The sequence below is a fragment of the Corallincola holothuriorum genome, from assembly GCF_003336225.1.
In the GTDB taxonomy this organism is placed as follows: domain Bacteria; phylum Pseudomonadota; class Gammaproteobacteria; order Enterobacterales; family Neiellaceae; genus Corallincola; species Corallincola holothuriorum.
Genome location: NZ_QPID01000002.1, coordinates 167,468 through 190,909, shown reverse-complemented (window position 1 = coordinate 190,909; position 23,442 = coordinate 167,468). Strand labels below are relative to the sequence as shown.

Sequence of the window (23,442 nt, the reverse complement as noted above, 5' to 3'; positions counted from 1 at the left end):
AGTTTGCTATAGTCCCTGCTTGTTGTTTAATTCCCCCAGTTAATATCTGGCTCATCCTGTTGAGGTATCCATGACTCGTTCTGCCGAACTCTTTTCCCAAGCTAAGCAATATATCCCTGGAGGCGTGAATTCTCCGGTACGCGCTTTCAACGGTGTCGGCGGCACACCTCTCTTTTTCCAACGGGCGGATGGCGCACGCTTATATGATGTCGATGACAACGCCTATATAGATTATGTAGGCTCTTGGGGACCGATGATCCTGGGTCATAACCACCCTGCCATCAAACAAGCGGTGCTCGATGCCGCTGAAAATGGTTTGAGCTTCGGCGCCCCCACCGAAATCGAAGTAACCATGGCCGCCAAAGTGGTTGAGCTGGTTCCTTCGATCGAGAAAGTACGCATGGTCAGCTCAGGCACAGAAGCGACCATGAGCGCGATCCGCTTGGCACGAGGCTATACCGGCCGTGACAAGTTACTCAAATTTGAAGGCTGTTATCACGGTCATGCTGACTCGCTGCTGGTGAAGGCGGGCTCAGGAGCGCTGACACTGGGCGAGCCGACTTCACCGGGCGTGCCGGAAGATGTGGCAAAACACACCCTGACCGCAACTTTCAACGATATCGACAATGTGAAGCAGTTCTTTGCCGAATATGGCGATGAGATCGCCTGTGTCATTGTCGAGCCGGTCGCTGGCAATATGAACTGTATTCCACCCCTGCCAGGCTTTCTCGAAGGGTTGCGGGCGCTGTGTGATGAGCATGGTAGCGTACTGATATTTGATGAGGTAATGACCGGCTTCCGCGTCGCCCTCGGCTGTGCCCAAGCTCATTACGGCGTCACCCCAGATCTAACCACCTTAGGTAAGGTGATCGGCGGCGGTATGCCGGTTGGTGCGTTTGGCGGGAAAGCGGAAATCATGGCCCATATCGCTCCACAAGGTGCGGTTTATCAGGCAGGCACGCTGTCGGGAAATCCGGTAGCAATGGCTGCTGGCTTAGCCTCGCTGACCGAGCTACAACAACCCGATCTGCACCTTGCGTTAAGCGCCAAGGCGAAGATGTTGGCAGACGGGTTTAAAGCCGAAGCAGACAAGGCGGGGATCCCACTGACTATTAATCAGGTGGGGGGGATGTTTGGCTTTTTCTTTACCGAGGCCGCCGAAGTGAGCAGCTTTGCCCAGGTCACCCAGTGTGATTTACAACGTTTCCAACAGTTCTACCACCTGATGTTGGCTGAGGGGGTCTATCTGGCTCCTTCTGCCTATGAAGCAGGGTTTATCTCTACCGCTCACTCAGAAGCTGATATTCAAGCCACCATTGCCGCTGCAGGCCGTTGTTTCGCCAAGCTGTGATACTAGGCTCGAAGCCGCTAAAAACAAAAAAGGGAAGCCATAAGCTTCCCTTTTTTATTCAGCGGTTAGACCAATTGCCTATTCCGGACTGACTTCTACCCGACGATTGAGGTAACGGGCACCCAAATCGTTATTGTCAGCCACAGGGTTAGAGTCACCATACCACTCAACGCGGATCATGCTCTCTTTAACGCCTTGACTAATCAGGTAGTCTCGAGCGGAATTCGCTCGTCGCTGAGACAATCGTTTGTTGTACTCTTGATCACCGACAAAGCAGGTGTAACCATCCAGCTCCAACGGGATGTTGGTCTCTTCATAGACCGCGGCAACACAGCTCAACACTTGTTGACCTTGCGCCTTGATCTTGGCGGAATCAAAATCGAACAAGATATGTTTGAAGCCAACAATACGTGGACCATCCATCATGATCATATCACCGCACGCTGCCACATAAGCCGCAGGGCCTGCTTGGGCTGGGGGACAGCCAAACTCATCTACCGCAGTATTCGGCGGTGTATTCGGACATTGATCTTTATAGTCAGGGACACCATCGCCATCACTGTCCAGTGGGCACCCCATGCTGTCGACTTTAACGCCTGTCGGTGTACCAGGGCACTTGTCCTGATAATCCGGCACGCCATCACCATCACTGTCGATAGGGCAACCTTTTGCGTCAACCTTTACCCCTTCAGGGGTCATGGGACACTCATCATCCTGATCGTAAACGCCATCGCCATCTTCGTCGTTGTTACAAACAAAGTAGCCTAATAAAGCACCCGCTGCAGCACCCGCCCCCGCAGCACCGGCACTATCAATCGCGCCTAATAAACCACCGCCGACACCGCCAGCCATGGCACACCACCCTTTTGTTGAAACCTGTCCAGTACTGGTACAACCCGTTACCCAGACAACCGACAGGAGTACAAACCATTTTAATATTTTCACGTGTCTTCCTCCGTGCCCTAACTCAAGTGATTGAAATCACATTTTTTAGTATTGCACACGGGAGAAATTTTGCCCGTTAACGACCAAACATTCGCGTCCACCAACTCTTCTCTTTGTTTGGTTGGCAGCCACGGTTGGATGGCAAGGCCGAAGTTATCGCTGGCACCTGGGTAACATCCTCACAATGTTCACCTACGGCGGTACCGCTGGCGGTATCAAAATAGGTCAATTGCACCCCCGCAGGCGGTGTCATCTCTAAAGACACCGCGCTGCGCCGTTTCAGGTAGTCGGCATACAGATTCAACGCACCGCTGGAACCGGTAAGACCAATAACGGCGTTATCATCACGTCCAATCCACACGGTCACCACATCACGGGCATCAAACCCTGCATACCAACTGTCGCGATTATCGTTACTGGTACCCGTCTTACCCGCCAACGCATAGCTAGGGAAACGCTTGCCCAAAGACTTAGCCGTGCCACGCACGGTCACGTCATGCAGTGCATAATTCAGTAGGTAAGTGGCCTTACGATCCGCACGTTGTATACGGCCAGGTGAAAGCTCAGCCAGCACTTCATCATCGCTAGATAACACTGAACGGATAAGATGCAATGGTTGATAACTGCCCTCTGCCGACAACGAGCTATAGAGCTGTGCCACCTCCAGTGGCGTCATGCTGACAGAGCCAAGCAGTGATGAAGGATAGAAACGCTGCGGGCTCTCGACCCCTAAGTTTTCCATCTGCAGTGAAACTTTATCTAGCCCTAAGCTCATACCCAAGTTGACTGTCGGTACGTTCAACGACATCACCAAGGCATCCATCAGACTGACATTGCCACGGAATTTATGATCATAGTTTTGAGGCTGCCAACGCTTACCTTGCTGATTCACCATAGATACAGGGCGATCAGCCAGTACGGTCGCCAGCGAATACTTCTTCGAGTCGGTTAACGCGGCCAGATAGACCACCGGCTTAATCAATGAGCCGATCGGCCGCCGCGCATCCATCGCACGGTTAAAACCCGCATAGCCCGGTCTGCGATCACCCACCAAGGCGCGAACACCGCCGGTGGCGGCGTCGGTCACCACAATAGCGGTCTGCAACTTACTGATGTTATGTCGTTTTTCGAGGGTAGGCAGGGTGGCCACAGCGGCTTTCTCTGCTGCTTTTTGGGCTAAAGGATCCAGCGTGGTATAAATCTTCAGGCCATTTTTAGCCACCAGCTGCGGTGCTAATTGACTCAGTTCACGGCGCAATAGCGTTGTTAAAGCGGGCTTTTTCGCCATTGCGGCTTCAGAGCGCGGCAGCACTTTAGTTGGCTGATTTACCGCCAGCTTGTACTCTTCGGTTTCAAGAAAATCATGCTCAAGTAGCAGCCTCAAAACCAGATCCCGACGTTCTAACAAACGCTCAGGGTGACGCCATGGATCGTAATAGGAAGGCCCTTTGATCATCGCCACCAACGAGGCCAGCTGCGCCACATTCAACTCCGCCAAAGGGCGGCCAAAATAGAACTGACTGGCTAGACCAAAACCATGCACCGCTGTGGCGTAATTCTGCCCTAGGTAGATCTCATTGAGGTAGGCTTCGAGGATCTCATCTTTACCGTAACGGGCATCAATAATCAGCGCCATATAAGCTTCGCGCAGCTTGCGTATGATGCTGCGTTCACGGGTGAGGAAGAAGTTCTTCACCAGCTGTTGTGTCAATGTGCTGCCACCCTGCACTGTGCGTCCAGCTTTAATGTTGGCAACCAGCGCTCGCGCAATAGACACCGGCGATACGCCATAGTGATGGTAGAAATCACGATCTTCCACCAACAGCAAGGCTTCGATCAGCATCTGTGGCACTCGCTCCAGATCCACCAATACGCGGTCTTCACCTAAACCGCTCTGCATCCGGTCTATCAAGTACGGCTCTAGATAAGCTTGATTCACGGCCTGACCATTCTGCTCCAACACAGAAATACGCTTACCGGTATAGCGCACCATCAGGCGCCGTGCAGGATCGGTTCGGTGACCGTCGCGCATCGGACGCGCATAGATCTGTACCGCATATTCAGAAGCTGCATATTCCCCAGGCGTCACCACCTTAGCGACCCGACGATAACCGAGCAGCTCTAACTCCTGCAGTAGCTCGCCATGGGAGACCGGCGCGCCCGCGGCCAATCGTAAAGGGCGGGCGTAGATCTGCGCAGGCAGTTCCCAACGTTCACCTTCAAATTTGGTCTTTATCTGACTATCGAGATAAACCCCATAACCCGCGATGGCGACCACCATCACCAATGACAGCTTAAACAGGGTAGAAAGGAGATAGCGCTTAATCGGCCGTGCTTTCTTCGCAGCAGCAGATGACTTCCCTCGTTTACTGGGGCTGCGTTTACGCGAGGTTTTAGCGCTGCGTTTTTTCGGTTGGCTGCCTTTTTCGGCTTTCTTAGTCATAGTGTTCCGGATCACTGATTGTTCATTGCCCGCTTGGTTTTACGGGTCGCTTGAGCGTTGCCGGGATCATCCGGCCAGTAGTGCTTGGGATAACGCCCTTTCATCTCTTTTTGTATCTCTCGGTAACTACCCAGCCAAAATGCCGCCAGATCTTGGGTTACCTGTAATGGTCGGCCTGCCGGGGAGAGTAGCTCCACCACCACGGGCACATCTCCAGCCACTGTTGGCGAGCTTTGCTGACCATACATCTCCTGCATTCTCACAGCAATACGTGGCGGACGACCATCATCATACTGCAATGCGATCCGCGTGCCTGTGGGCGCTGTCCAGTGGGTAGGTAACATCTGTTCCAGACGCTGCCCCAAATTCCAATCTAAACAGCTTTTCAACGCTTGCGCTAACTGCGACGAGGTCAATTTATCAGGATGACGAACCGCCGTCAGAAACGGCGCCAGCCAATCCCAATTCTCCGCCAACGTTTGATCATCAAGTTTCGGCCAAGGATCATTCGGTAGCCATTGTGCAGCCATCATCACACGTTGCTGCCACTGGCGCAGCGCCGGTGTCCAGGGCAGCCGTTCTACGCCACGCTGACGCAAACCATCGAGCACCCCCTGTTGCCAACGCGGGTCATCAGCACCGATAGCCAGCGGTTGGGTTTCTAGGGGCAACGCCTGAAGGTAACGCCCTTCGGTCGCAACAACCCGCCCCAAACGTTGATCCCATCCGACGTTGACTTGCTCCGAAATGAGCTCGGAGCAGTAGCGAACGAGATCTGCCTGCGTCAGCGGTGCCGCCAGGGCAACAATAGGATCGCCAGCAAAGCCATCACGCATGTCAGCCACCGCCAACAAGCTGGCCTGCTGCCAATGCGAGTCTCGACCTAACTGCGCACCGAAGCCATGGGCAGCTAAATAGCTGGCGCCCCGTTGACCAAGGATCCAACCGGGATATGCCACCGCAACGAGTACACCGCTCCAGGCACTATCAATCTGTTGCGCCTGCCACCGGCCAGCATTCGGCAGCAACTGCAGCCAAAGTTGCGAGCTGCGCGTTAAGATCCGCGAACGCAACTCCTGATGCGGCGCTCCTTTGGCTTTTATCCAATCAAGCCAACGGGGCAGATCATCAGCGAAAGGTTGTTTCGGTAACCGCTCTTCCAGCAAAGCCACTAGCGCCACGGCAGTTGCCTGAACGCCAGATAATGCGCTGTTTTTCATTGCCCATAACAGCAGCTGCGCAAACTCAGGGGTCGTGCCTAATTGCGCCAATGCCCGGCCATGGGCAGTAAGTTTGCCAACAGCATCAAGGGCGCCGAAGCCTTGCAGTCGTGTAACCGCACTGCGCCACAAACTGGCCGATGGTAGCTGCAGCCAATGCAACTGCTCAGGCTCGTGTACGCCCCACTGGGCAAGCTCAAGCACCATGGCAGTAAGATCTACCGTCATCACATCCGCTGGCGTTTGTTTCGCCTTACGACTCTGCAGCTCTTCCGACCATAAACGATAAGCGTGCCCCGGCATCAAACGCCCAGCCCGACCTGCCCGCTGTGTAGCTGATGCTTGTGAGATCTCCACCGTATCTAAGCGGGTATGGCCAATTTTATGGTGATAACTGGCTTGACGATGCAAACCACTGTCGATCACCAAAGAGATACCGTCGATGGTTAAACTGGTTTCAGCAACATTGGTCGCCAACACCACTTTGCGCCGACCTGGCGCAGCAGGGGCTATCGCAGCAATCTGCTCGGCAGCGGTCAAACCGCCGTAGAGGGGAACAATATCTATCTGCTGATGCGCAAGTTGTGCTTGTTTGCTCAGACGGTCAGCGAGCGCTCGCTGTGTTTGCTGTATCTCATACACACCGGGCAAGAACACCAGAGCCGAGCCCTCGTGCGCTAGCAGTGCTTGTTCAGTTAACTGCGCCAGTTGAGGTGCCAACGGTGCGCGCCGCTCACGACTTTGGTAATGCAATGAAACGGGGAAGCTGCGCCCCTGACATTGCACTAATGCAGCATCAGGAAAACGCTCGGTCAGCGGCATCCCTTCCAACGTGGCAGACATCACTAACAGGATCAGATCATCCCGCAGTCCCTGTTGCACATCGTAAGCCAGCGCCAACCCCAGATCCGCATGCAAGCTGCGCTCATGGTATTCATCAAAGATAACCAGATTGACACCGCTCAGCTCTGGATCTCGCTGCAATAAACGCGTTAAGACCCCCTCGGTCACCACCTCCAAGCGTGTACCGGCACTGACCTTGGTCTCTTGCCGCATCCGCAAACCAATGGTTCTACCCACCGTTTCACCCAACTGTTTGGCCAGAAAGCCAGCCACATTGCGTGCCGCCAAACGTCTGGGTTCCAGTAGCAGGATCTTACCGTCAGCAAATGCTGGATCTTGCAACAGCTGTAACGGCAGATAGGTCGACTTACCGGCACCTGGCGGCGCTTCGAGAATAACCATGCTGTGGCTGTTCAGCGCGCGGCAGATCTCGTTGGTTTGGCTGGCGATCGGAGGAAGTGGCACGGAGTTTAGTCATTCCAATTTCTATCAGGCTTGGCCTATTCTAACCTAACCGTCAGCGACAACTGAGTGCTTGTGATGACAAATCAGGGCAAACGCCTGTTTTTAGCTTTGGGCTTTAATCGAAAAATCCAGCGACAGATCAGCCAATATCAAAACCAATTTGCCACTTGGGGCAGTTTAGTAAGCACAACCAACCTGCACCAAACGCTGGCGTTTCTTGGTCAATTAGGGGAAGAGCAAGAACAGCAGCTGCGCCTGTGGTGCCGACAAATATCGGCAGCCGGATTTAAGCAAACCTGCGATCATTTCGGTTACTGGCGCAAGCCGCAGATCATCTATCTCGCGCCCGGCGTTCCGCCACCGCAATTACTCTCGCTGGTGACAAGCTTGCATCAGATCACCGATGCACTAGGCATAGAGCGAGAACAACGCCCCTACCAGCCCCACATTACTTTGTGCCGAAAAGTGCGGCAGCCACCAGAGCTGGCCGACCTCGCCGTCGATATCTCATTTCACGCCGACCATTTTGCGTTATTTCAATCGCGCAGTGAGGCAACTGGCGTCAGGTATATTGAGCTAGAAAGGTGGCCACTGCTTGGCAACTAGGTTAACAGCGCAGTCGCTACTCCCATCGTGTATCTAAAAGCGCTAAGCATCTCGCTTCGCGTCTTCGTCAGCCGAGTATTCACACAACAGATGAGCAATGGTCTGTACGCCCTGCGCGGTAGCGCCAGTATCCCACAGCGCATTGCCACTGCTATTAAAAGAGGCAGCCAAATCAAAGTGTAACCAGCCTTTGCCTTGGTTCGGCACAAACCGTGACAGGAAACCCGCCGCATTTGAGGCGCCGCCAGCGCCACCACCTTTCACCGCACGGCTATTGGCGGTATCAGCATAAGCCGAAGGGCAGCTATGCTGATGCCAGAGCGCTAAGGGCAGACGCCATAGCGGATCTTGCTCTGCGACTGAAGCCGCTAACGCTTTCTGCGCAGCCTCGTCGTCAAGGGCGAACAGGGCGTTGAACTCACGCCCCAAAGCAGCAACTGCAGCGCCGGTCAGCGTCGCCGCATCAATCAACAGCGGGGGATTTATCTCTGCGGCCTTTAGAAGACCATCCGCCAACACAATGCGCCCTTCCGCATCGGTATTCACCACTTCGACAGTGACACCGTTGCGATAAGTCAGCACATCACCCAGTTTATATGCCTCTCCACTAACTAAATTTTCGGCGCAGCAAAGTATCAATTGCACACGTTTATCCAAGCCCCGCTGGATCGCCAAAGCCAACGCTGCGGTGACAGTAGCGGCGCCCCCCATATCGGCTTTCATGGTCAGCATCCCTTCACTACTTTTCAGGCTGTAACCACCGCTATCAAAGGTGATCCCCTTACCTACCAACGCCACTTCGTATGCTTCATCCGATTCACCACTGGGGTTGAAATCGACCACCAACATCACGGGAGGGTGCTGACTCGCACGCCCGACGCCATGCAGGCCAATCCAGCCTTGCTCCAACAACTCTTCACCCTGCAGCCATTCATAAGCGATGGCGTCGCCCGCCATCTGCTGCAGATAGGTCAACGCGCGTTCGGCAAGCATCGTCGGTGTACATTGTTCAGGCCCTAGATGAGTAACCTCTTTCAGCCAGCGAAAAGCGCTATCTCTGGCAAGTAGCTCTTCATGCCCAGAAGCCTCCATCGGCGCCCATTGGATCTGATAATCCCCCTGCGTCGTGGCAAACCCTTGGGCAAATGCCCATTGCTCAGCAAGCTGCCAATGGTGACCATGCAGCTGTACTTGACGGATCCCCAGAGCAGAAAGCTGTCGCGCGGCTTTCTGGATCTGGCGTAACGGACACTCATCGTCGTTTTTCAGATGCAGCTTAACCAGCTCACTTTCAAAACTAAGGCCATGATTGCCCCAGCGCTCAGCAGCGGGAAGCTCGGTTAACTCAACGACGATCTGCTCTGTCATGGTTCGTTCCTTTGATTTTTCTGGTTAGCTAGTATTCAAGCGCCATCAACGCTGCTGGCAATTCGCTATCGACAGCACGCCCGCTTGTCTGTAATGCTTATCTGCCCGAGATGACTTAAGTGTAGCGACAGCGAATGAAGTTTACCCCCCCACTGGAAAAAGCACGGCTATTACAGCGATATAAACGCTTTCTTGCTGATGTTGAGCTTGAAAACGGCGAATTGATGACGCTGCACTGCGCAAATACCGGTGCAATGACTGGCTGCATCGGTGAGCACTGGCCAGTATTTTTCAGCCTAAGCGATGATCCCAAGCGCAAGCTGCCCGGCTCACTTCAGTTGACTCAAAATCCGGCTGGCGATCTCATCTGCGTCAATACCGCTTTGGCGAACAAGCTGGTGGCAGAAGCTCTCGCTGACCAGCGCATTAGCGAACTGCGCGGCTATGCCACGGTGCGCCGCGAGGTTAAGTATGGCAGTGAGAACAGCCGGGTCGATTTCCTCCTCAGTGACCATAGCGACTCTGCCGACTGCTATCTCGAAGTAAAGATGGCGACCCTATTACAAGAGGGCCAAGGTTATTTTCCAGATGCTGCGACCACGCGCGGTCAAAAGCATCTGCGAGAACTGATTGAGCAGGTCAAGGCGGGCTGCCGTGCAGTACTGCTTTTCTGTGTCACTCATACGGGGATCCATTCGGTCAAAGCGGCAGCTCACATCGATCCCGTTTATGCAAAAACATTGGATGAAGCAGTGGCTGCAGGGGTTGAAGTTATCTGTTACGGCTGCGATATTTCGCGCCAGCAAATAGTGCTCGACCGTTCATTAACATTTGGTTGATCAATCACCAACTAAAGCAAACTTGATCGCCAAGCTGTAGAGCCACTAACAAAAGCATGCAATCGAAATTGCGGGAAACTACACTTTCTGGTATAGATAGCGCCCTAATTTACTTAGGTACTGTTGTTTTAACGAAGGAGAATGGGCATGCCTCAAGGCAAAGCAGCTAGCAGTCTGGGCATTCTTTCGCTCGCAGGGGTTGAGCCTTATCAAACCAAGCCTGGTGAAGAATACATGGGCTTGCCTCAGCTTGAGCACTTCAGAAAGATCCTCGAAGCCTGGCGCAATCAACTTCGCGAAGAAGTGGATCGCACTGTAACCCACATGAAGGATGAAGCAGCAAACTTCCCTGACCCAGTGGACAGAGCAGCTCAGGAAGAAGAGTTCAGTCTGGAACTGAGAACCCGTGATCGCGAGCGTAAGCTGATCAAAAAGATTGAGAAAACTCTGCAAGCCATCGAAGAAGATGACTTCGGTTTCTGTGATCAATGCGGTGTTGAAATCGGTATTCGTCGCTTGGAAGCTCGTCCGACGGCTGATTTGTGCATCGATTGCAAAACGCTCGCTGAGATCAAAGAAAAGCAGTTAGCTGGATAATGATGCTGGTGGCTCTGCCACCGCTCTGCTGATGTCAGATAACGCTGAATCACAGCCGCTAATTAAAACGGCCGCGCCCTATCGCGGCCGTTTCGCTCCCTCACCTTCTGGCCCCCTCCATTTTGGCTCTTTAGTTGCCGCTGTCGGTAGCTACATGCAAGCGCGTGCTAACCGTGGGCAATGGCTCGTCCGTATCGAAAACATCGATCCGCCACGGGAGATGCCCGGCGCCACTGATATTATCCTGCGTCAACTGGAACTGTTTGGCCTGCACTGGGACGAGTCACTGCTCTATCAGAGTGACCGGAGCCAAGCGTACGACGAAACTCTGCAACGACTGGCCGACGCAGGCCTCAGCTATCACTGCAACTGCACCCGCAAAAGCATCATGGCACGCGGTGGTTACTACTCTGGCCACTGCCGTAAACGCGACCTTGGCCCAGACAACACCGCCCTACGTTTTGTAAATCACCATCCGGTGGCGGAATTTGACGACCAGTTACAGGGCAAAATCATCCTGCCCAGCGACTTCGCCAACGAAGATTTCATTATTCGCCGCCGCGACGGCCTCTATGCCTATCAACTCGCCGTGGTGGTGGATGATATTGACACCGGCATTACCGAAGTCGTGCGTGGGGCTGACTTGATCACGCCAACCGGGCGCCAAATAGCATTTTTTAATGCGTTGGGAAGCACTGCACCTGACTATTTGCATCTACCGCTCGCCACTCACGCCGACGGCCATAAACTCTCTAAGCAAACCCATGCCCCAGCCCTAAGAGAAGATCAACGAGTATTAGAGCTAATAGATGCATTGAGGTTTTTGGGGCAAAAAGTGCCCAACGAGTGTCAGGATGGCAGTGTCGATGAGGTTTTACAGTGGGGAGTAGCGCATTGGCAGCTCGATCAGGTAGCAAAATGTGAGAAAATTGCCATCGACTGATCCTTGCCAGTTTTACCCAGCTACACTCTGGTATATCATTAGCGCCCAAATTTTCAGCGTAATTTAGAGGTTAGCTATCCTTTCCCGCATCATAAAACTGTGCAAGCAAGCTGTTGGCAGTCAAGCCGGCGATAAATCTGGCGAAAAACTTTCGGCCACGGTGATCCCGCGCTCCGCACATTCTATCTCGCGAACGGATATCAGTGATAATGCACTGAAGGTACTCTATCGTCTGAATAAAAATGGCTACCAAGCCTATTTAGTCGGCGGTGGTGTCCGCGACCTCCTGCTGGGGCTCAAACCGAAAGATTTCGATATCGTCACCGATGCCAGCCCTGAGCAGGTAAAAAAACTGTTTCGTAACTGCCGTCTTGTCGGTCGTCGCTTTCGTCTGGCGCATATTCTGTTTGGTCGTGACATCATTGAAGTGGCAACCATGCGCGGTCACCACAGCAATGCCGAAGACGACACAGTTGGCACAGCCCACGCCGAAACAGGCATGATCCTGCGAGACAACGTCTATGGCACCATCGAAGAGGATGCCGAGCGCCGCGACTTCAGTATCAACGCGCTGTATTACGATATCTCAGACTTTAGCGTGCATGACTTTGCTGATGGCATTAAAGCGATCAAGAAGCGTCAAATAGAACTGATTGGCGATCCAGAAACGCGTTACCGTGAAGACCCAGTGCGCATGCTGCGCGCCGTCCGCTTCGCCGTCAAACTCGATATGAGCATCACGCCACGCAGCGCAGCGCCAATCAAAGAGCTGGCCAACATGCTGGCGCAGATCCCCGCCGCTCGTCTGTTTGAAGAGATCCAAAAACTGTTCCTGTCAGGCAAAGCGTTAGCTACGTACAAAATGCTACGGGAATACAAGCTGATGCAGCAGCTGTTTCCTGCGCTTAAAAGCTGTTTCACCAAAGAGGGTGACAGTGACGCCGAGCTTTTCCTGGAAGCCGCACTGGCAAACACAGATCGCCGAATTGCCGAAGGCAAACGTGTCACCCCAGCTTTCCTGTTTGCCGCCCTTTACTGGGGACCGGTACAACGCCGTTGTGATGAGTTGATGCTAGAGAGCGATCTGCCCTACGTCGATGCCCTTGGCCTTGCCAGCAGCGACGTGTTGGACAGCTCACAGAAACGTATCGCCCTGCCAAAACGCTTTTCTGTACCAGCCCGCGAGATCTGGCAGCTGCAGTTAAGGCTACCGAAACGTATGGGTAGCCGAGCGGCGAAACTGGCTGGTCATCCACGCTTCCGTGCCGCCTACGACTTCTTGTTACTGCGTGGTCAGATCGCTGGCGGTGAAGTAGCACAGCTGGGTCAGTGGTGGACCGACTACCAAAGCAGCGATGAAGGTCAGCAGCAGAAGCTAGTAAAAGAGTTGAAGTCCCGTGGTCCGCGTCGGCGCAATACCCGCCGTCGCCGCAAACCCGCTGAGCCAAAACAGTAATGACACGCTGTTATATCGGGATCGGCAGTAATCTGTCTGATCCCGTCGCTCAAGCCAAAACCGCTATCGATGCGCTTGCACAGATCCCACACACAGAGCTGATTACCGTTTCCGGCCTATATCGCAGTCGCCCGCTAGGGCCGCAAGATCAACCGGACTACGTCAATGCGGTCGCCGCACTGCAGACACAACTAGCACCTCTCACCCTACTTGATGCGTTACAGCATATTGAGCAAACGCAGGGGCGCACTCGCAAAGCGGAACGCTGGGGCCCAAGAAGCCTGGATCTGGATATCCTGCTGTTTGGAGATCAGTTGATCCAATGCGAGCGTTTGACGGTACCCCACTATCATATGCGTCAACGGGAGTTTGTCATTACGCCACTGGCGGAGATCGCTGCAGAGCTAGAGATGCCCGATGACCGTACGCCGATCAAAGCACTACAAAAACAGTTACCCGATAATGGGCTGCAAAGATTTGCGTACTATACTCCGCAGCATTGTCAGCTGGGCAAATAGTCCGCTGGCTTTAATCATCCATAAACCACTGATATAGTTTGCCGCCCTGATAACGGGCTGATTTGAAGTTAATTAATTCGGTTGAACGGCATGAGCAAAACAACAGTTTCGACATTGCAACAATACAAGCAAGATGGCAAAAAATTTGCCACCCTGACCGCCTACGATGCATCATTCGCCAAGCTCTTCTCTGAAGCAGGCGTAGGTGTCCTGCTCGTCGGTGATTCATTAGGCATGGTGTTGCAAGGCCACGCTGACACCGTCCCAGTCAGCGTTGACGATATGGCTTACCACGTTGCCAGTGTCAGCCGCGGCGCTGTCGATGCCTTGGTGATCGCCGACATGCCATTCATGAGTTACACCACGCCAATCCAGACCTATGAAACCGCCACCAAGCTGATGCAAGCAGGCGCCAACATGGTCAAGTTAGAAGGTGGTGAATGGCTATATGAGAGCATCAAAGGGCTGACTGAGCGCGGCGTACCCGTGTGTGGTCACCTTGGCCTGACACCTCAGTCAGTGCATCTGTTTGGCGGTTTTAAAGTACAAGGTCGGCAACAGAGTCAGGCGGACAAGCTGCTTAGCGATGCCAAAGCCCTAGAAGCCGCTGGCGCACAGTTATTGGTATTGGAGTGCATTCCTACCGAATTGGCCGCCACCATCACGCAAGCACTCTCCATTCCTGTGATTGGCATCGGCGCGGGTTCGGTCACCGATGGTCAGATCCTGGTAATGCATGATCTGATTGGCCTAACGCCGGGTAAACCGCCCAAGTTCAGTAAAAACTTCCTTACCGACGGCCGCGATGTACGTGGCGCGGTAGCAGCCTATATCGACGCTGTCACTGACGGCAGCTTCCCCGGTCCGGAACATAGCTTCTCGTCATGATGCAAACAGTCAAAGATATCACCGCGCTCCGCGCGCAGATCAAAGCTTGGCGCCAGGCTGGATCCACCATCGGTTTTGTCCCCACCATGGGTAATCTGCATCAGGGGCATTTGACCTTGGTCGAGGAGGCGAAACAGCGTGCCGATAAAGTGGTGGTTAGCGTTTTCGTTAATCCGATGCAATTTGATCGCCCCGACGATCTGGATCGTTACCCCAGAACACTGGAAGCCGACCAACAAAAATTGATCGCCACCGGCGTAGACCTGCTGTTTACACCCACCCCAGAGATCATGTATCCCAAAGGCCTAGATCAGCAAACCTATGTCGACGTGCCCGGCCTATCCAGCTTATTGGAAGGCGCCAGTCGCCCCGGTCATTTCCGCGGCGTCTCCACGGTGGTGACTAAACTGTTCAATTTGGTGCAACCCGATGTCGCTTGCTTCGGTCAAAAAGATTATCAGCAGCTAGCTTTGCTTAAGCAGATGGTGATCGATCTGGCGTTAGACATTGAAGTCATTGGCGTACCAACGGTTCGCGATAGCGATGGCCTCGCCATGAGCTCACGCAATGGCTACCTGACCTCCGACCAGCGCGATCTGGCACCCTTGTTGTATCAACATCTGCAATATTTGAGTGAATCGATTTCAGCGGGTAAAATACCCTTAGAGCAATTACTCGAACAAACCCGTGAACAGCTAGATACTCATGGCTTTCACACCGACAGTATTGATGTGGTGGATGCGGATAATTTACAGCCGTTAACACCGGACAGTCAGCGTGCTGTTGTACTGATCGCGGCCTTTTTAGGTGCAGCCCGCCTGATAGATAATCAGGTGGTAGAATTGCAGACAGCCGCAGATTGATCTATATTTGCGCGCCTCGTCGAATTTCTCGGTTTTTTGACGCCGATTATGCACACGGGGATAGCAATAAGGGGAAACTGAATGCAAACCACAATGTTAAAAGGTAAGTTACACCAGGCACGTGTAACCCACGCAGAACTTGAATATGAAGGTTCGTGCGCGATCGACCAGGATATGCTGGATGCCTCTGGTATCCTTGAATTCGAACAGATCCAGATCTACAACATTGATAATGGTAAGCGCTTCACTACCTATGCGATAGCCGGTGAGCGAGGCTCTAAAATCATTTCAGTGAATGGCGCTGCCGCCCATCAGGCTGAAGTTGGCAACCGTGTGATCATCTGTGCTTATGTTGCCATGAGCAACGCCGAAGCGATGACCCACAAGCCAAGCTTGGTCTATCTGGATCAAGGCAATAATATCGTTCGTACCAGTAAGGATTTACCAGTACAGGTCGCCTAACCTAGGCTCCTCCTACTGCTGGCTCAGAACAAACGAAGGCGAGATGCTGCAAAAGCACTCGCCTTTTTCGATCTAAGCTGCCTACCAGCTCATCTAGCCCAACTCACACACCAGTTGCCATAACGCCTGACCACTGTCTCGATATTTACGCTCAAACGGCGTCAGCGCCTCTGTGGCGTCAGTTAATGGCACCACCGGATGTTGCCCTTGGCCTGCGAGGGCTAATGCCCGTGCAAACTCTTGCAGATAGATAGGCCAGTTACTGCGTAACTCCAGTTGACCACCGATCTTAATCAGATCAGGAAACACCCCTGCACCATGCCAGCGCCGTTGCAGATGCTTCGATTTCGGCCAGGGGTTGGGATACAACAAGTAGTGATGGGTGATGGGCCAATCGGCGGCAGCAATTAGGCGCCACAGATCATTGAGATCGGCCCTTGCCAACAGGTAGTTATCGGCGCTGATAGCCAGATCAGATTGCCGTTCAATACGGTCAGCTGATTTGTCCATGCCGATCACTAATGCCTGCGGATGGCGCAAAGCCAAGCGGCGGGTACTTTCACCCACGCCACAACAGGAGTCCAACACCACAGGGCCACCATGCTGCTTGACCTGCTCGGAAAGTTGCGCAAACAGTGCCAATGAACGCTCGGCCTGTGGCTTTAAGAACGGTTCCGCAAGGTGTTTCAACACCACTTCATCGAGGCGCTCATGCAAACCGGTCTGATTACTCTGTACTGCACGGGAGTTACCTGCAGTTTCGCTGCCATCGCTCATCTAACTACGTAACCCTGTGCCTTTGCGAAGTAGGTGCATCACCCAAGCAAACAGTAACAAAATCATTGCTGACAAAACGGCCAGCGCAACGCTCACAGAGATATCTGACACACCGAGAAAACCATAACGAAACGCATTAACCATGTAGAGGATTGGGTTGATCTGGGATACGCCTTGCCAAAACTCGGGCAGCAGTTTGATCGAGTAAAATACGCCACCCAAATAGGTCAGCGGCGTCAATATAAACGTTGGGATAATACTGATGTCGTCGAAGCTGCGGGCAAAGATCGCATTTGCTAGACCACCTAGCGCAAATAAGACCGAGGTCAGCACACCGGTGATAAAAAGAATACCGATGTTGTGCAACGGCAATGAGGTAAAAAACATCGACACCAGCGTGACAATAAAGCCAACTAACAAACCTCGCGCCACACCGCCACCAACAAAACCAGCAACAATCACCCAATTGGGTACAGGGGCAACCATCAACTCTTCCACGTTACGCTGAAATTTAGCGCTATAGAATGACGATGCCACGTTTGCGTAGGAGTTGGTGATCACTGACATCATGATCAGACCTGGCACGATATAGGACATGTAATCAAAACCGCCCATCTCGCCAATACGGCTGCCGATCAGGTTACCAAAAATGACAAAATAAAGACTCATGGTGATCACCGGAGGCACGAGGGTTTGCACCCAGATCCGCATAAAGCGAATAACCTCTTTGCGCCAGATACTCTGTAGCGCGATCACATGACGACGATGGATCATCATTTGGCCTCCCTCCCCGCTTCAACTAAACGCACAAACAGTTCTTCCAAGCGGTTGGCCTTATTCCGCATCGACAACACTTCTACGCCCTGCGCTGCCAGTTGTGCAAAAACGTCATTCAACCCCTGCTCTTTCTCCACATCAACCTCAAGGCATGTCGCGTCTAAGCGGCGACAGACAAAGTTATTTAACGTTATTTCAGGACTGTTGGGAGCCAGATCTAACAAGAAGGTTTCCACATTTAGCTTAGAGAGCAGCGATTTCATCGAGGTATTTTCGACAATACGGCCATGATCAATAATCGCGATATTACGACACAGCATCTCTGCCTCTTCCAGGTAGTGCGTTGTCAGGATAATGGTGATCCCCTGCTGTTCATTAATCTGCTTGAGGAATTCCCACATCGAACGACGTAGTTCGATGTCCACCCCCGCGGTGGGTTCATCGAGGATCAATAGCTTAGGCTCATGCATCAAGGCGCGGGCGATCATCAATCTACGCTTCATGCCGCCAGAAAGTTCGCGGGCGCGCTCGTTGCGCTTCTCCCATAACCCCAACTGCGTCAGGTATTTCTCTGCCCGCGGCTTGGCCTCTGCACGGGTGACACCGTAATAGCCCGCTTGATGCATGACGATCTGCAATACCGTTTCAAACTGATTGAAGTTGAACTCCTGCGGAACTAAGCCGATCTCGAGTTTGGCGAGCTCTGGTGCATGTTCAATGCTATGGCCAAATACCTCAACATCGCCCTCGGTTTTATTGACGAGCGCACAGATGATGCCGATAGTTGTGCTCTTACCTGCCCCATTGGGGCCTAGTAATGCGAAAAAATCACCTTGCTGAACATTGAGGTTTATCCCCTTCAATGCTTCAACACCACCTGCGTACGTTTTCGCTAACGCATTGATACGCAAAGCATTCATAATTGATAACTACCTTTGGGAATGGGTGCAGTGGCTGATCCGTCCAGCAACAAAGAGTTTGACCTTAGGATAAAACACGCTAGCCTGCTGATAACCCACCAGATATGGAGTGTATCTTGGCAAATATCAAGCAGCTATTCGAAAATAATCGACTCTGGGCAGAGCGTCGTGTCAAAGAAGATCCCGATTATTTTCAGGAGCTGGCAAAAGGTCAGAGCCCGAAATACCTCTGGGTTGGCTGCTCTGACAGCCGCGTTGCCGCAGAACGGTTAACCGGATTAAAACCAGGTGAGCTGTTTGTCCATCGCAACGTCGCTAACCAGGTCATTCATACCGATCTAAACTGCCTGAGCGTATTGCAGTATGCGATCGATGTACTGAAGGTGGAAGAAGTGATTATTTGCGGCCATTACGCTTGTGGTGGCGTCACTGCCGCAATGCAAAATGCCAAAGTGGGGTTGGTCAATAACTGGCTGCTGCACATACGCGATATCTACCTAAAGAACCGCAACCGTCTTGATATGATTGAGGATGACACCGAGCGAACCAACCGCCTTTCGGATCTCAACGTCATTGATCAGGTGTTTAACACATGCAACTCAACCGTTATTCAAGATGCATGGGCCCGAGGTCAGAAAGTGAGGGTACATGGTTGGATCTACGCTGTTGAAGATGGGCATTTAAAAAATGTCGGTCTCACCATCGATAGTCCAGACGACTGCGAAGCCAAATATCGGCTCGCCTTAGACTCGGTCTTTGCCGACTAACAACTCAAGATCTGCGGCGCGAGTGACTAACGAGCGCCGCCATATCCCCAGCGCTTTACCAAGTCATGCTCAACCCCAAGGTGATCCAATATCCTAGCTACCATAAAGTCGACCAGATCTTCGACCGAAGCAGGTTGATGATAAAAGCCTGGCGACGCAGGCATGATAGTCACCCCCAAGTTCGCCAGCTTTAACATATGTTCTAGATGGATAGCAGATAGAGGAGCTTCCCTCGGTACCACGATCAATTGCCCACGCTCTTTAATCACCACGTCGGCAGCACGCTCTATCAGGTTATCGCTGCAACCGAGCGCAATCGCAGCCAAACTCCCTGTGCTGCAAGGGCACACCACCATTTTTTTCGGCGCAGCAGAGCCTGACGCTACCGGCGAAAACCAGTCATCACGACCATACGCCTTAATCAATCCAGGCTTAGCCCCTACAGCGTCGGAAAATACTTTCCCCATGGCGTCAGGGGCGGATGGCACTTTTAACTCATGCTCTGTTGCAAGTACAACACGGGCAGCCGAAGAGACCAACAGATGCACCCGCCAGTTCGCCTGGCAAAGCACCTGCAACAAACGCAACGCATAGGGAGCGCCGGAAGCGCCGGTAATTGCCAGCGTCACCTCCGCCTCAAATTCCGCGACGCCGGTTAGCTCTTTTGAACAATTCTCTGTCACGCGATCACTCCCGCTTGCAGCCCTGCAATCAGTTTGTTGTGCAAACCGCCAAAGCCACCATTACTCATCACCAAGAGCTGATCTCCCGCAGCGGCTTCTGCCAACACCGAAGCAGCCAGCGCATCAACATCCTGATGTACCTGCACCGGAGCAGTTAACTGCTCCGCCACCGCCTCCAATGACCATTCAATACCGGGCGGTTGAAACAGAAACACTTGGTCAGCCTGCTGCAACGCTTGCGCAAGTTCTTGCTTGTGGATCCCCAGTTTCATGGTGTTTGAGCGCGGCTCAAGGATCGCCAATATTCGTTGTTTGCCCACTTTTGCCCGTAAACCATTTAACGTGGTAGTGATGGCAGTGGGGTGATGAGCAAAGTCGTCATACACAGCAACACCAGCAATCTCCGCTTTCAACTCCATACGGCGCTTCGGGCTGACAAACCGACTCAGCGCATCCACCGCGACATCCGGCGTCACTCCAACATGACGGGCTGCGGCGATCGCCATTAGGCCATTATCAACATTGTGTCGTCCGATTAATGGCCAGTTCACCTGTCCTACCAACTCACCCGCCAATAACACATCGAACTGACTACCATCAGCACTGACATTAGCCACATCCCAATCGCGGCCACTACCGATCACCTGCTGTTCACTCCAGCAGCCCATTTTGATCACGTCAGCGAGAGCGGTTTCTTTTTCCGCCCACAAGATTTGACCAGAGCCCGGAACAGTACGAACCAAATGGTGAAACTGACGCTTAATCGCTTTCAAATCATCGAAAATATCAGCATGGTCGAATTCAAGATTGTTCATCACCAGGGTACGGGGGTGGTAATGAACGAATTTGGAGCGCTTATCAAAGAATGCGCTATCGTACTCATCCGCTTCTACTACAAAGAAAGGGCTATCTCCGAGTCGCGCAGAGACATTAAAATTGCCGGGCACACCACCAATCAAAAAGCCGGGGGCAATGCCTGCGTCTTCCAATATCCAAGCCAGCATACTGGCTGTGGTTGTTTTGCCGTGGGTGCCAGCTACCGCCAACACCCAGCGATCGCGAAGTAAGTAATCGCCCAACCACTGCGGGCCAGACATGTAGGGAAGTCCGTGCTCTAGCGTATATTCTACGGCGGGGTTACCCCGAGACATGGCATTGCCAATCACCACCAGATCTGGCGCAGGCTCAAGTTGGCTGGGGTCATAGCCTTGCACCAACTCAATGCCGAGGGCTTCTAGCTGCGTACTCATTGGCGGATAGACATTGGCATCAGAGCCGGTGACCTTATGTCCCAATGACTTTGCCAAAGCGGCAACACCGCCCATGAAGGTGCCACAGATACCGAGGATGTGGATATGCATAGAAATTTCGCGGTCAGTCGTTTTGTCGGGAGTGTAACAATACTACCATCGACAAACGTCAACGGTAGTCATGTTTCTAGCTAATTAACACCACCCATAAAACAATCTGAGCGAGGATGGTCAGGCTGTAAGCATTGCGTTTTATAACCAGTGACGCCATCCTCCTCGACCCAATACAGAGCACCTTTACCAATAGCAAAACCATCAATACATGGCCCTTTCCACTCAACAGAAACGGCATCCGGTACGTAGTATCGGTTCACCTTACAACCGTTATCAGATGGCAACCAGCCTGACGGATCATCATAGGAAGCCCAGTCTCCAGATTGTGGCTGGTAACTGCAGCCCATCACCACCAACATTAACAATGAAATCAATATGCTCTTCATAGTGCGCCTCAATTCTTAATATCGCTTCGCTGGCCAGTATTCTACTTCTAAACTGCCTCGAATACCGCCTCTACTATGTCTAACGCACATAATGGGTTTTAAGATCACCTCCGCTCCCAATGAGAGCCAAGACCATCGTACTCAAAAAAATAGCTAGTCAAAGTAGGCTATCATGCTCGATTTAAGGAGGTGAAATAGGTGCCATTGGCTTTTCTGGTGGCGGTAATGTCTCTTTTTCAAGCTGCTCTCTTCCCGGCTCCCGTTGCGACATATCTCGCAACTGCTGTTCATTCATCTGCAAATAATAGGTGCTGTTTGCTCCCCTGTATGGCCAGTAAAAACGACCGCCACAATCATAGTTACCACCTAGATCCTTGCGAATAATACAACCTGCCGGCAATTGCGAGATCCAATACCAATCCTGCTGATGGCGCAGCCATTGCTCAAACTCTTTCTCCTGTTTCAGCTGCTCGCGCAACTCCCATATGCTGGTTTCTCGGGGCTCCGAGCTCTTTCTCACCACCACTTTATCTTCTAACGAGACAGCTTCGGCTATGAATACCGGCAGTAGAAAAAACGCCACAGCCAAGCTCAGTAAGCTTTTCATCGGTTTAATCATGGTTAGCACCTCCCTTGTTTAGCCAAGCAAAATTTATCGCTTTGTATACATTATGATTGGCTAATTATGAATCAGACCACAGTCTCATTTTCTGGTTCACTGTAAGCTTGAAACTATCTGATTGAACTAGACTTAACGCAATCCCCCGACTTTGGAGTGACCCCATGCGACTGTTCACACGCCTACTGGTTCTCTTGAGCTTTATGTCAGGCTCCTTGCACGCGGCAGAACTAGAATTATGGCATGCACATCAGGCTCGTGCATTTATCGAGCAAGTTGTTGAAAACTTCACCAAGGAAACTGGCGTAACCGTCAATATCACACCATTTGCGCCAGCCAAGGTGAAAGGGGAATTACTGCTTGGTGCGGCCAGTGGCCTTACCCCCGACGTTGTGTTGGTGCCCTCCGACTTTCTCGGCCTCCATAACGAGCTAAAGCTGACGGCGCTAAACAGTGAGTGGAACGATCCCGCTCTCGACGAATCAGCCCGCCAGACCACGGTGATCGCAGGCAGACAATACGGCGTGCCGATTATTCAGGGTAATCACCTGATGATGTTCTACAACAAGAAATATATTCCACAACCCGCGGCAAGCTGGAAGCAACTGGCAGCACAGCAGAAAGAGTTAAAGCAGCGTGCAGTCAAAGCGATCGGCTGGAATTATGGCGAAATGTATTGGTTCGTTCCCTTTCTCGGTGCTTTCGATGGCTGGCCAATGGACAGTGACAAGGTCACACTGAATACACCCGCCATGATTAAGGCGCTCAATTTTTACCGTAGCCTGAGCGACCAAGGCTTAGTGCCGAAAGGCTGCAATTACGATTGCGCACAGGGGCAGTTCCTTTCGGGCGAGTACGCCTACTCTATTAACGGTGACTGGGCCTACAGTGATTTTAAAAAGGAGCTTGGAGACAGTTTAGGCGTTGCTCTGTTACCGACGATTGATGGCAAGCCCTTGAAGCCGATGTCCTCTAGTTTTGTGTTAGCGTTTCCTCGCATGCAGGAGAAAAGTGAGACAGCTGAGAAGTTAAAAACTCTCGCTCGCTTCTTTCAACAAGCTGAAAACCAACGCTATATCTACGAGCAGTATCGCTTACTACCAGTCAACGACACGGTGTTTTCACAAATTAGAGACAATGCTAAAGGTGATGAGAAAGTGATCCTTGAACAGCTCGCGCTAACCAAAGCGATGCCCAGTGAACCCGCAATGGCGATTACTTGGGAGGCCTTAGCCAAAGGCTACAAACGCTTTATGGATCACGGCTATTCGGCAGAGAAAGCCGCCGCTTATATGCAATCCTTAGCTGATCGCGAACTTAAAAAGTATCAAGGTAAGTAGGT

General features: G+C 52.4%; 23 protein-coding genes. 12 read left to right on the top strand and 11 right to left on the bottom strand.

Annotation, left to right across the window (positions count from 1 at the left end):
• The first annotated feature begins 70 nt into the window (after positions 1-70).
• Entirely contained in the window at positions 71-1,351 is a 1,281-nt protein-coding gene (gene hemL / locus DU002_RS03860) for a glutamate-1-semialdehyde 2,1-aminomutase (RefSeq protein WP_114337044.1), read from the top strand.
• A gap of 78 nt (positions 1,352-1,429) precedes the next feature.
• Here hemL and DU002_RS03855 read toward each other — a convergent pair whose 3' ends face one another.
• The 3 genes from DU002_RS03855 to hrpB form a co-directional block, all read right to left on the bottom strand.
• Positions 1,430-2,296, bottom strand: a complete 867-nt coding sequence (locus DU002_RS03855; protein WP_199405160.1) for an OmpA family protein — start codon at positions 2,294-2,296, stop codon at positions 1,430-1,432.
• A gap of 76 nt (positions 2,297-2,372) precedes the next feature.
• Complete coding sequence (gene mrcB, locus DU002_RS03850; protein WP_114337042.1) at positions 2,373-4,739, bottom strand: penicillin-binding protein 1B; 2,367 nt, start codon at positions 4,737-4,739, stop codon at positions 2,373-2,375.
• Between the two features lie 11 nt (positions 4,740-4,750).
• The gene (hrpB, locus tag DU002_RS03845) at positions 4,751-7,267 is read right to left on the bottom strand and encodes an ATP-dependent helicase HrpB (RefSeq protein WP_114337041.1); all 2,517 of its coding nucleotides are present in this window, start codon (positions 7,265-7,267) and stop codon (positions 4,751-4,753) included.
• 75 nt (positions 7,268-7,342) lie between these two features.
• On the opposite strand from hrpB, the gene thpR reads away from it, so the two are divergent.
• Positions 7,343-7,873, top strand: coding sequence for an RNA 2',3'-cyclic phosphodiesterase (gene thpR / locus DU002_RS03840; RefSeq protein ID WP_114337040.1), 531 nt, complete (start codon positions 7,343-7,345; stop codon positions 7,871-7,873).
• Between the two features lie 42 nt (positions 7,874-7,915).
• Here the strand turns inward: thpR and pepB are convergent, their stop codons facing one another.
• Complete coding sequence (gene pepB, locus DU002_RS03835) at positions 7,916-9,241, bottom strand: aminopeptidase PepB (protein WP_114337039.1); 1,326 nt, start codon at positions 9,239-9,241, stop codon at positions 7,916-7,918.
• Between the two features lie 134 nt (positions 9,242-9,375).
• Here pepB and sfsA point away from each other — a divergent pair, with 134 nt between their 5' ends.
• From sfsA to panD, 8 genes are all read left to right on the top strand, one after another.
• Positions 9,376-10,080 carry a DNA/RNA nuclease SfsA gene (gene sfsA, locus DU002_RS03830; protein WP_114337038.1) on the top strand — a complete coding sequence of 235 codons (705 nt, stop codon included), beginning with the start codon at positions 9,376-9,378 and terminating at the stop codon, positions 10,078-10,080.
• Positions 10,081-10,227: 147 nt separating this feature from the next.
• Positions 10,228-10,677, top strand: coding sequence for an RNA polymerase-binding protein DksA (dksA, locus tag DU002_RS03825; RefSeq protein ID WP_114337037.1), 450 nt, complete (start codon positions 10,228-10,230; stop codon positions 10,675-10,677).
• Positions 10,678-10,708: 31 nt separating this feature from the next.
• Positions 10,709-11,620, top strand: coding sequence for a tRNA glutamyl-Q(34) synthetase GluQRS (gene gluQRS, locus DU002_RS03820; RefSeq protein ID WP_114337036.1), 912 nt, complete (start codon positions 10,709-10,711; stop codon positions 11,618-11,620).
• Between the two features lie 160 nt (positions 11,621-11,780).
• The gene (pcnB, locus tag DU002_RS03815; protein ID WP_233496409.1) at positions 11,781-13,076 is read left to right on the top strand and encodes a polynucleotide adenylyltransferase PcnB; all 1,296 of its coding nucleotides are present in this window, start codon (positions 11,781-11,783) and stop codon (positions 13,074-13,076) included.
• Entirely contained in the window at positions 13,076-13,594 is a 519-nt protein-coding gene (gene folK, locus DU002_RS03810) for a 2-amino-4-hydroxy-6-hydroxymethyldihydropteridine diphosphokinase (protein WP_114337034.1), read from the top strand. Before pcnB ends, folK begins: the two co-directional genes overlap by 1 nt.
• A 90-nt stretch (positions 13,595-13,684) precedes the next feature.
• Positions 13,685-14,482, top strand: a complete 798-nt coding sequence (panB, locus tag DU002_RS03805) for a 3-methyl-2-oxobutanoate hydroxymethyltransferase (protein ID WP_114337033.1) — start codon at positions 13,685-13,687, stop codon at positions 14,480-14,482.
• Positions 14,482-15,345, top strand: a complete 864-nt coding sequence (gene panC, locus DU002_RS03800; protein WP_114337378.1) for a pantoate--beta-alanine ligase — start codon at positions 14,482-14,484, stop codon at positions 15,343-15,345. The genes panB and panC overlap by 1 nt, the downstream gene beginning before the upstream one ends.
• 81 nt (positions 15,346-15,426) lie before the next feature.
• The gene (gene panD, locus DU002_RS03795) at positions 15,427-15,807 is read left to right on the top strand and encodes an aspartate 1-decarboxylase (RefSeq protein ID WP_114337032.1); all 381 of its coding nucleotides are present in this window, start codon (positions 15,427-15,429) and stop codon (positions 15,805-15,807) included.
• A gap of 93 nt (positions 15,808-15,900) precedes the next feature.
• Here panD and trmB read toward each other — a convergent pair whose 3' ends face one another.
• From trmB to DU002_RS03780, 3 genes are read right to left on the bottom strand one after another with little or no spacing between them, the layout of a single operon-like run.
• Entirely contained in the window at positions 15,901-16,584 is a 684-nt protein-coding gene (gene trmB, locus DU002_RS03790; protein ID WP_114337031.1) for a tRNA (guanine(46)-N(7))-methyltransferase TrmB, read from the bottom strand.
• Positions 16,585-17,358, bottom strand: a complete 774-nt coding sequence (locus DU002_RS03785; protein WP_114337377.1) for an ABC transporter permease — start codon at positions 17,356-17,358, stop codon at positions 16,585-16,587.
• A complete protein-coding gene (locus DU002_RS03780; RefSeq protein WP_114337030.1) occupies positions 17,358-18,281 on the bottom strand; it encodes an ABC transporter ATP-binding protein in 924 nt (307 codons plus the stop codon). The genes DU002_RS03785 and DU002_RS03780 overlap by 1 nt, the downstream gene beginning before the upstream one ends.
• Positions 18,282-18,397: 116 nt before the next feature.
• Between DU002_RS03780 and can the strand changes: the two genes are divergently transcribed.
• The gene (can, locus tag DU002_RS03775) at positions 18,398-19,048 is read left to right on the top strand and encodes a carbonate dehydratase (RefSeq protein WP_114337376.1); all 651 of its coding nucleotides are present in this window, start codon (positions 18,398-18,400) and stop codon (positions 19,046-19,048) included.
• 26 nt (positions 19,049-19,074) lie between these two features.
• Here can and DU002_RS03770 read toward each other — a convergent pair whose 3' ends face one another.
• The 4 genes from DU002_RS03770 to DU002_RS03755 form a co-directional block, all read right to left on the bottom strand.
• Positions 19,075-19,731, bottom strand: coding sequence for a flavin prenyltransferase UbiX (locus tag DU002_RS03770; protein WP_114337029.1), 657 nt, complete (start codon positions 19,729-19,731; stop codon positions 19,075-19,077).
• Positions 19,728-21,092 carry a UDP-N-acetylmuramate:L-alanyl-gamma-D-glutamyl-meso-diaminopimelate ligase gene (gene mpl / locus DU002_RS03765; protein ID WP_114337028.1) on the bottom strand — a complete coding sequence of 455 codons (1,365 nt, stop codon included), beginning with the start codon at positions 21,090-21,092 and terminating at the stop codon, positions 19,728-19,730. The genes DU002_RS03770 and mpl overlap by 4 nt, the downstream gene beginning before the upstream one ends.
• A gap of 80 nt (positions 21,093-21,172) precedes the next feature.
• The gene (locus DU002_RS03760) at positions 21,173-21,481 is read right to left on the bottom strand and encodes a hypothetical protein (protein ID WP_114337027.1); all 309 of its coding nucleotides are present in this window, start codon (positions 21,479-21,481) and stop codon (positions 21,173-21,175) included.
• Between the two features lie 181 nt (positions 21,482-21,662).
• Positions 21,663-22,100: a hypothetical protein gene (locus DU002_RS03755; RefSeq protein ID WP_114337026.1), complete on the bottom strand. Its 438-nt coding sequence runs from the start codon at positions 22,098-22,100 to the stop codon at positions 21,663-21,665.
• Between the two features lie 164 nt (positions 22,101-22,264).
• Here DU002_RS03755 and DU002_RS03750 point away from each other — a divergent pair, with 164 nt between their 5' ends.
• Positions 22,265-23,440 (top strand): sugar ABC transporter substrate-binding protein, encoded by a 1,176-nt coding sequence (locus DU002_RS03750; RefSeq protein ID WP_114337025.1) that lies wholly within the window; start codon positions 22,265-22,267, stop codon positions 23,438-23,440.
• Positions 23,441-23,442 lie beyond the last annotated feature (2 nt).

Excerpts from the sequence above, each read along its gene's own strand:
- DU002_RS03780 (WP_114337030.1), bottom strand. The coding sequence starts at position 18,281 with ATGAATGCTTTGCGTATCAATGCGTTAGCGAAAACGTACGCAGGTGGT.
- sfsA (WP_114337038.1), top strand. The coding sequence starts at position 9,376 with ATGAAGTTTACCCCCCCACTGGAAAAAGCACGGCTATTACAGCGATAT.
- trmB (WP_114337031.1), bottom strand. The coding sequence starts at position 16,584 with ATGAGCGATGGCAGCGAAACTGCAGGTAACTCCCGTGCAGTACAGAGT.
- DU002_RS03755 (WP_114337026.1), bottom strand. The coding sequence starts at position 22,100 with ATGATTAAACCGATGAAAAGCTTACTGAGCTTGGCTGTGGCGTTTTTT.
- panB (WP_114337033.1), top strand. The coding sequence starts at position 13,685 with ATGAGCAAAACAACAGTTTCGACATTGCAACAATACAAGCAAGATGGC.
- mpl (WP_114337028.1), bottom strand. The coding sequence starts at position 21,092 with ATGCATATCCACATCCTCGGTATCTGTGGCACCTTCATGGGCGGTGTT.
- pepB (WP_114337039.1), bottom strand. The coding sequence starts at position 9,241 with ATGACAGAGCAGATCGTCGTTGAGTTAACCGAGCTTCCCGCTGCTGAG.
- thpR (WP_114337040.1), top strand. The coding sequence starts at position 7,343 with ATGACAAATCAGGGCAAACGCCTGTTTTTAGCTTTGGGCTTTAATCGA.
- DU002_RS03760 (WP_114337027.1), bottom strand. The coding sequence starts at position 21,481 with ATGAAGAGCATATTGATTTCATTGTTAATGTTGGTGGTGATGGGCTGC.
- panD (WP_114337032.1), top strand. The coding sequence starts at position 15,427 with ATGCAAACCACAATGTTAAAAGGTAAGTTACACCAGGCACGTGTAACC.
- hemL (WP_114337044.1), top strand. The coding sequence starts at position 71 with ATGACTCGTTCTGCCGAACTCTTTTCCCAAGCTAAGCAATATATCCCT.
- DU002_RS03785 (WP_114337377.1), bottom strand. The coding sequence starts at position 17,358 with ATGATCCATCGTCGTCATGTGATCGCGCTACAGAGTATCTGGCGCAAA.
- dksA (WP_114337037.1), top strand. The coding sequence starts at position 10,228 with ATGCCTCAAGGCAAAGCAGCTAGCAGTCTGGGCATTCTTTCGCTCGCA.
- folK (WP_114337034.1), top strand. The coding sequence starts at position 13,076 with ATGACACGCTGTTATATCGGGATCGGCAGTAATCTGTCTGATCCCGTC.
- gluQRS (WP_114337036.1), top strand. The coding sequence starts at position 10,709 with ATGTCAGATAACGCTGAATCACAGCCGCTAATTAAAACGGCCGCGCCC.
- mrcB (WP_114337042.1), bottom strand. The coding sequence starts at position 4,739 with ATGACTAAGAAAGCCGAAAAAGGCAGCCAACCGAAAAAACGCAGCGCT.
- panC (WP_114337378.1), top strand. The coding sequence starts at position 14,482 with ATGCAAACAGTCAAAGATATCACCGCGCTCCGCGCGCAGATCAAAGCT.
- DU002_RS03750 (WP_114337025.1), top strand. The coding sequence starts at position 22,265 with ATGCGACTGTTCACACGCCTACTGGTTCTCTTGAGCTTTATGTCAGGC.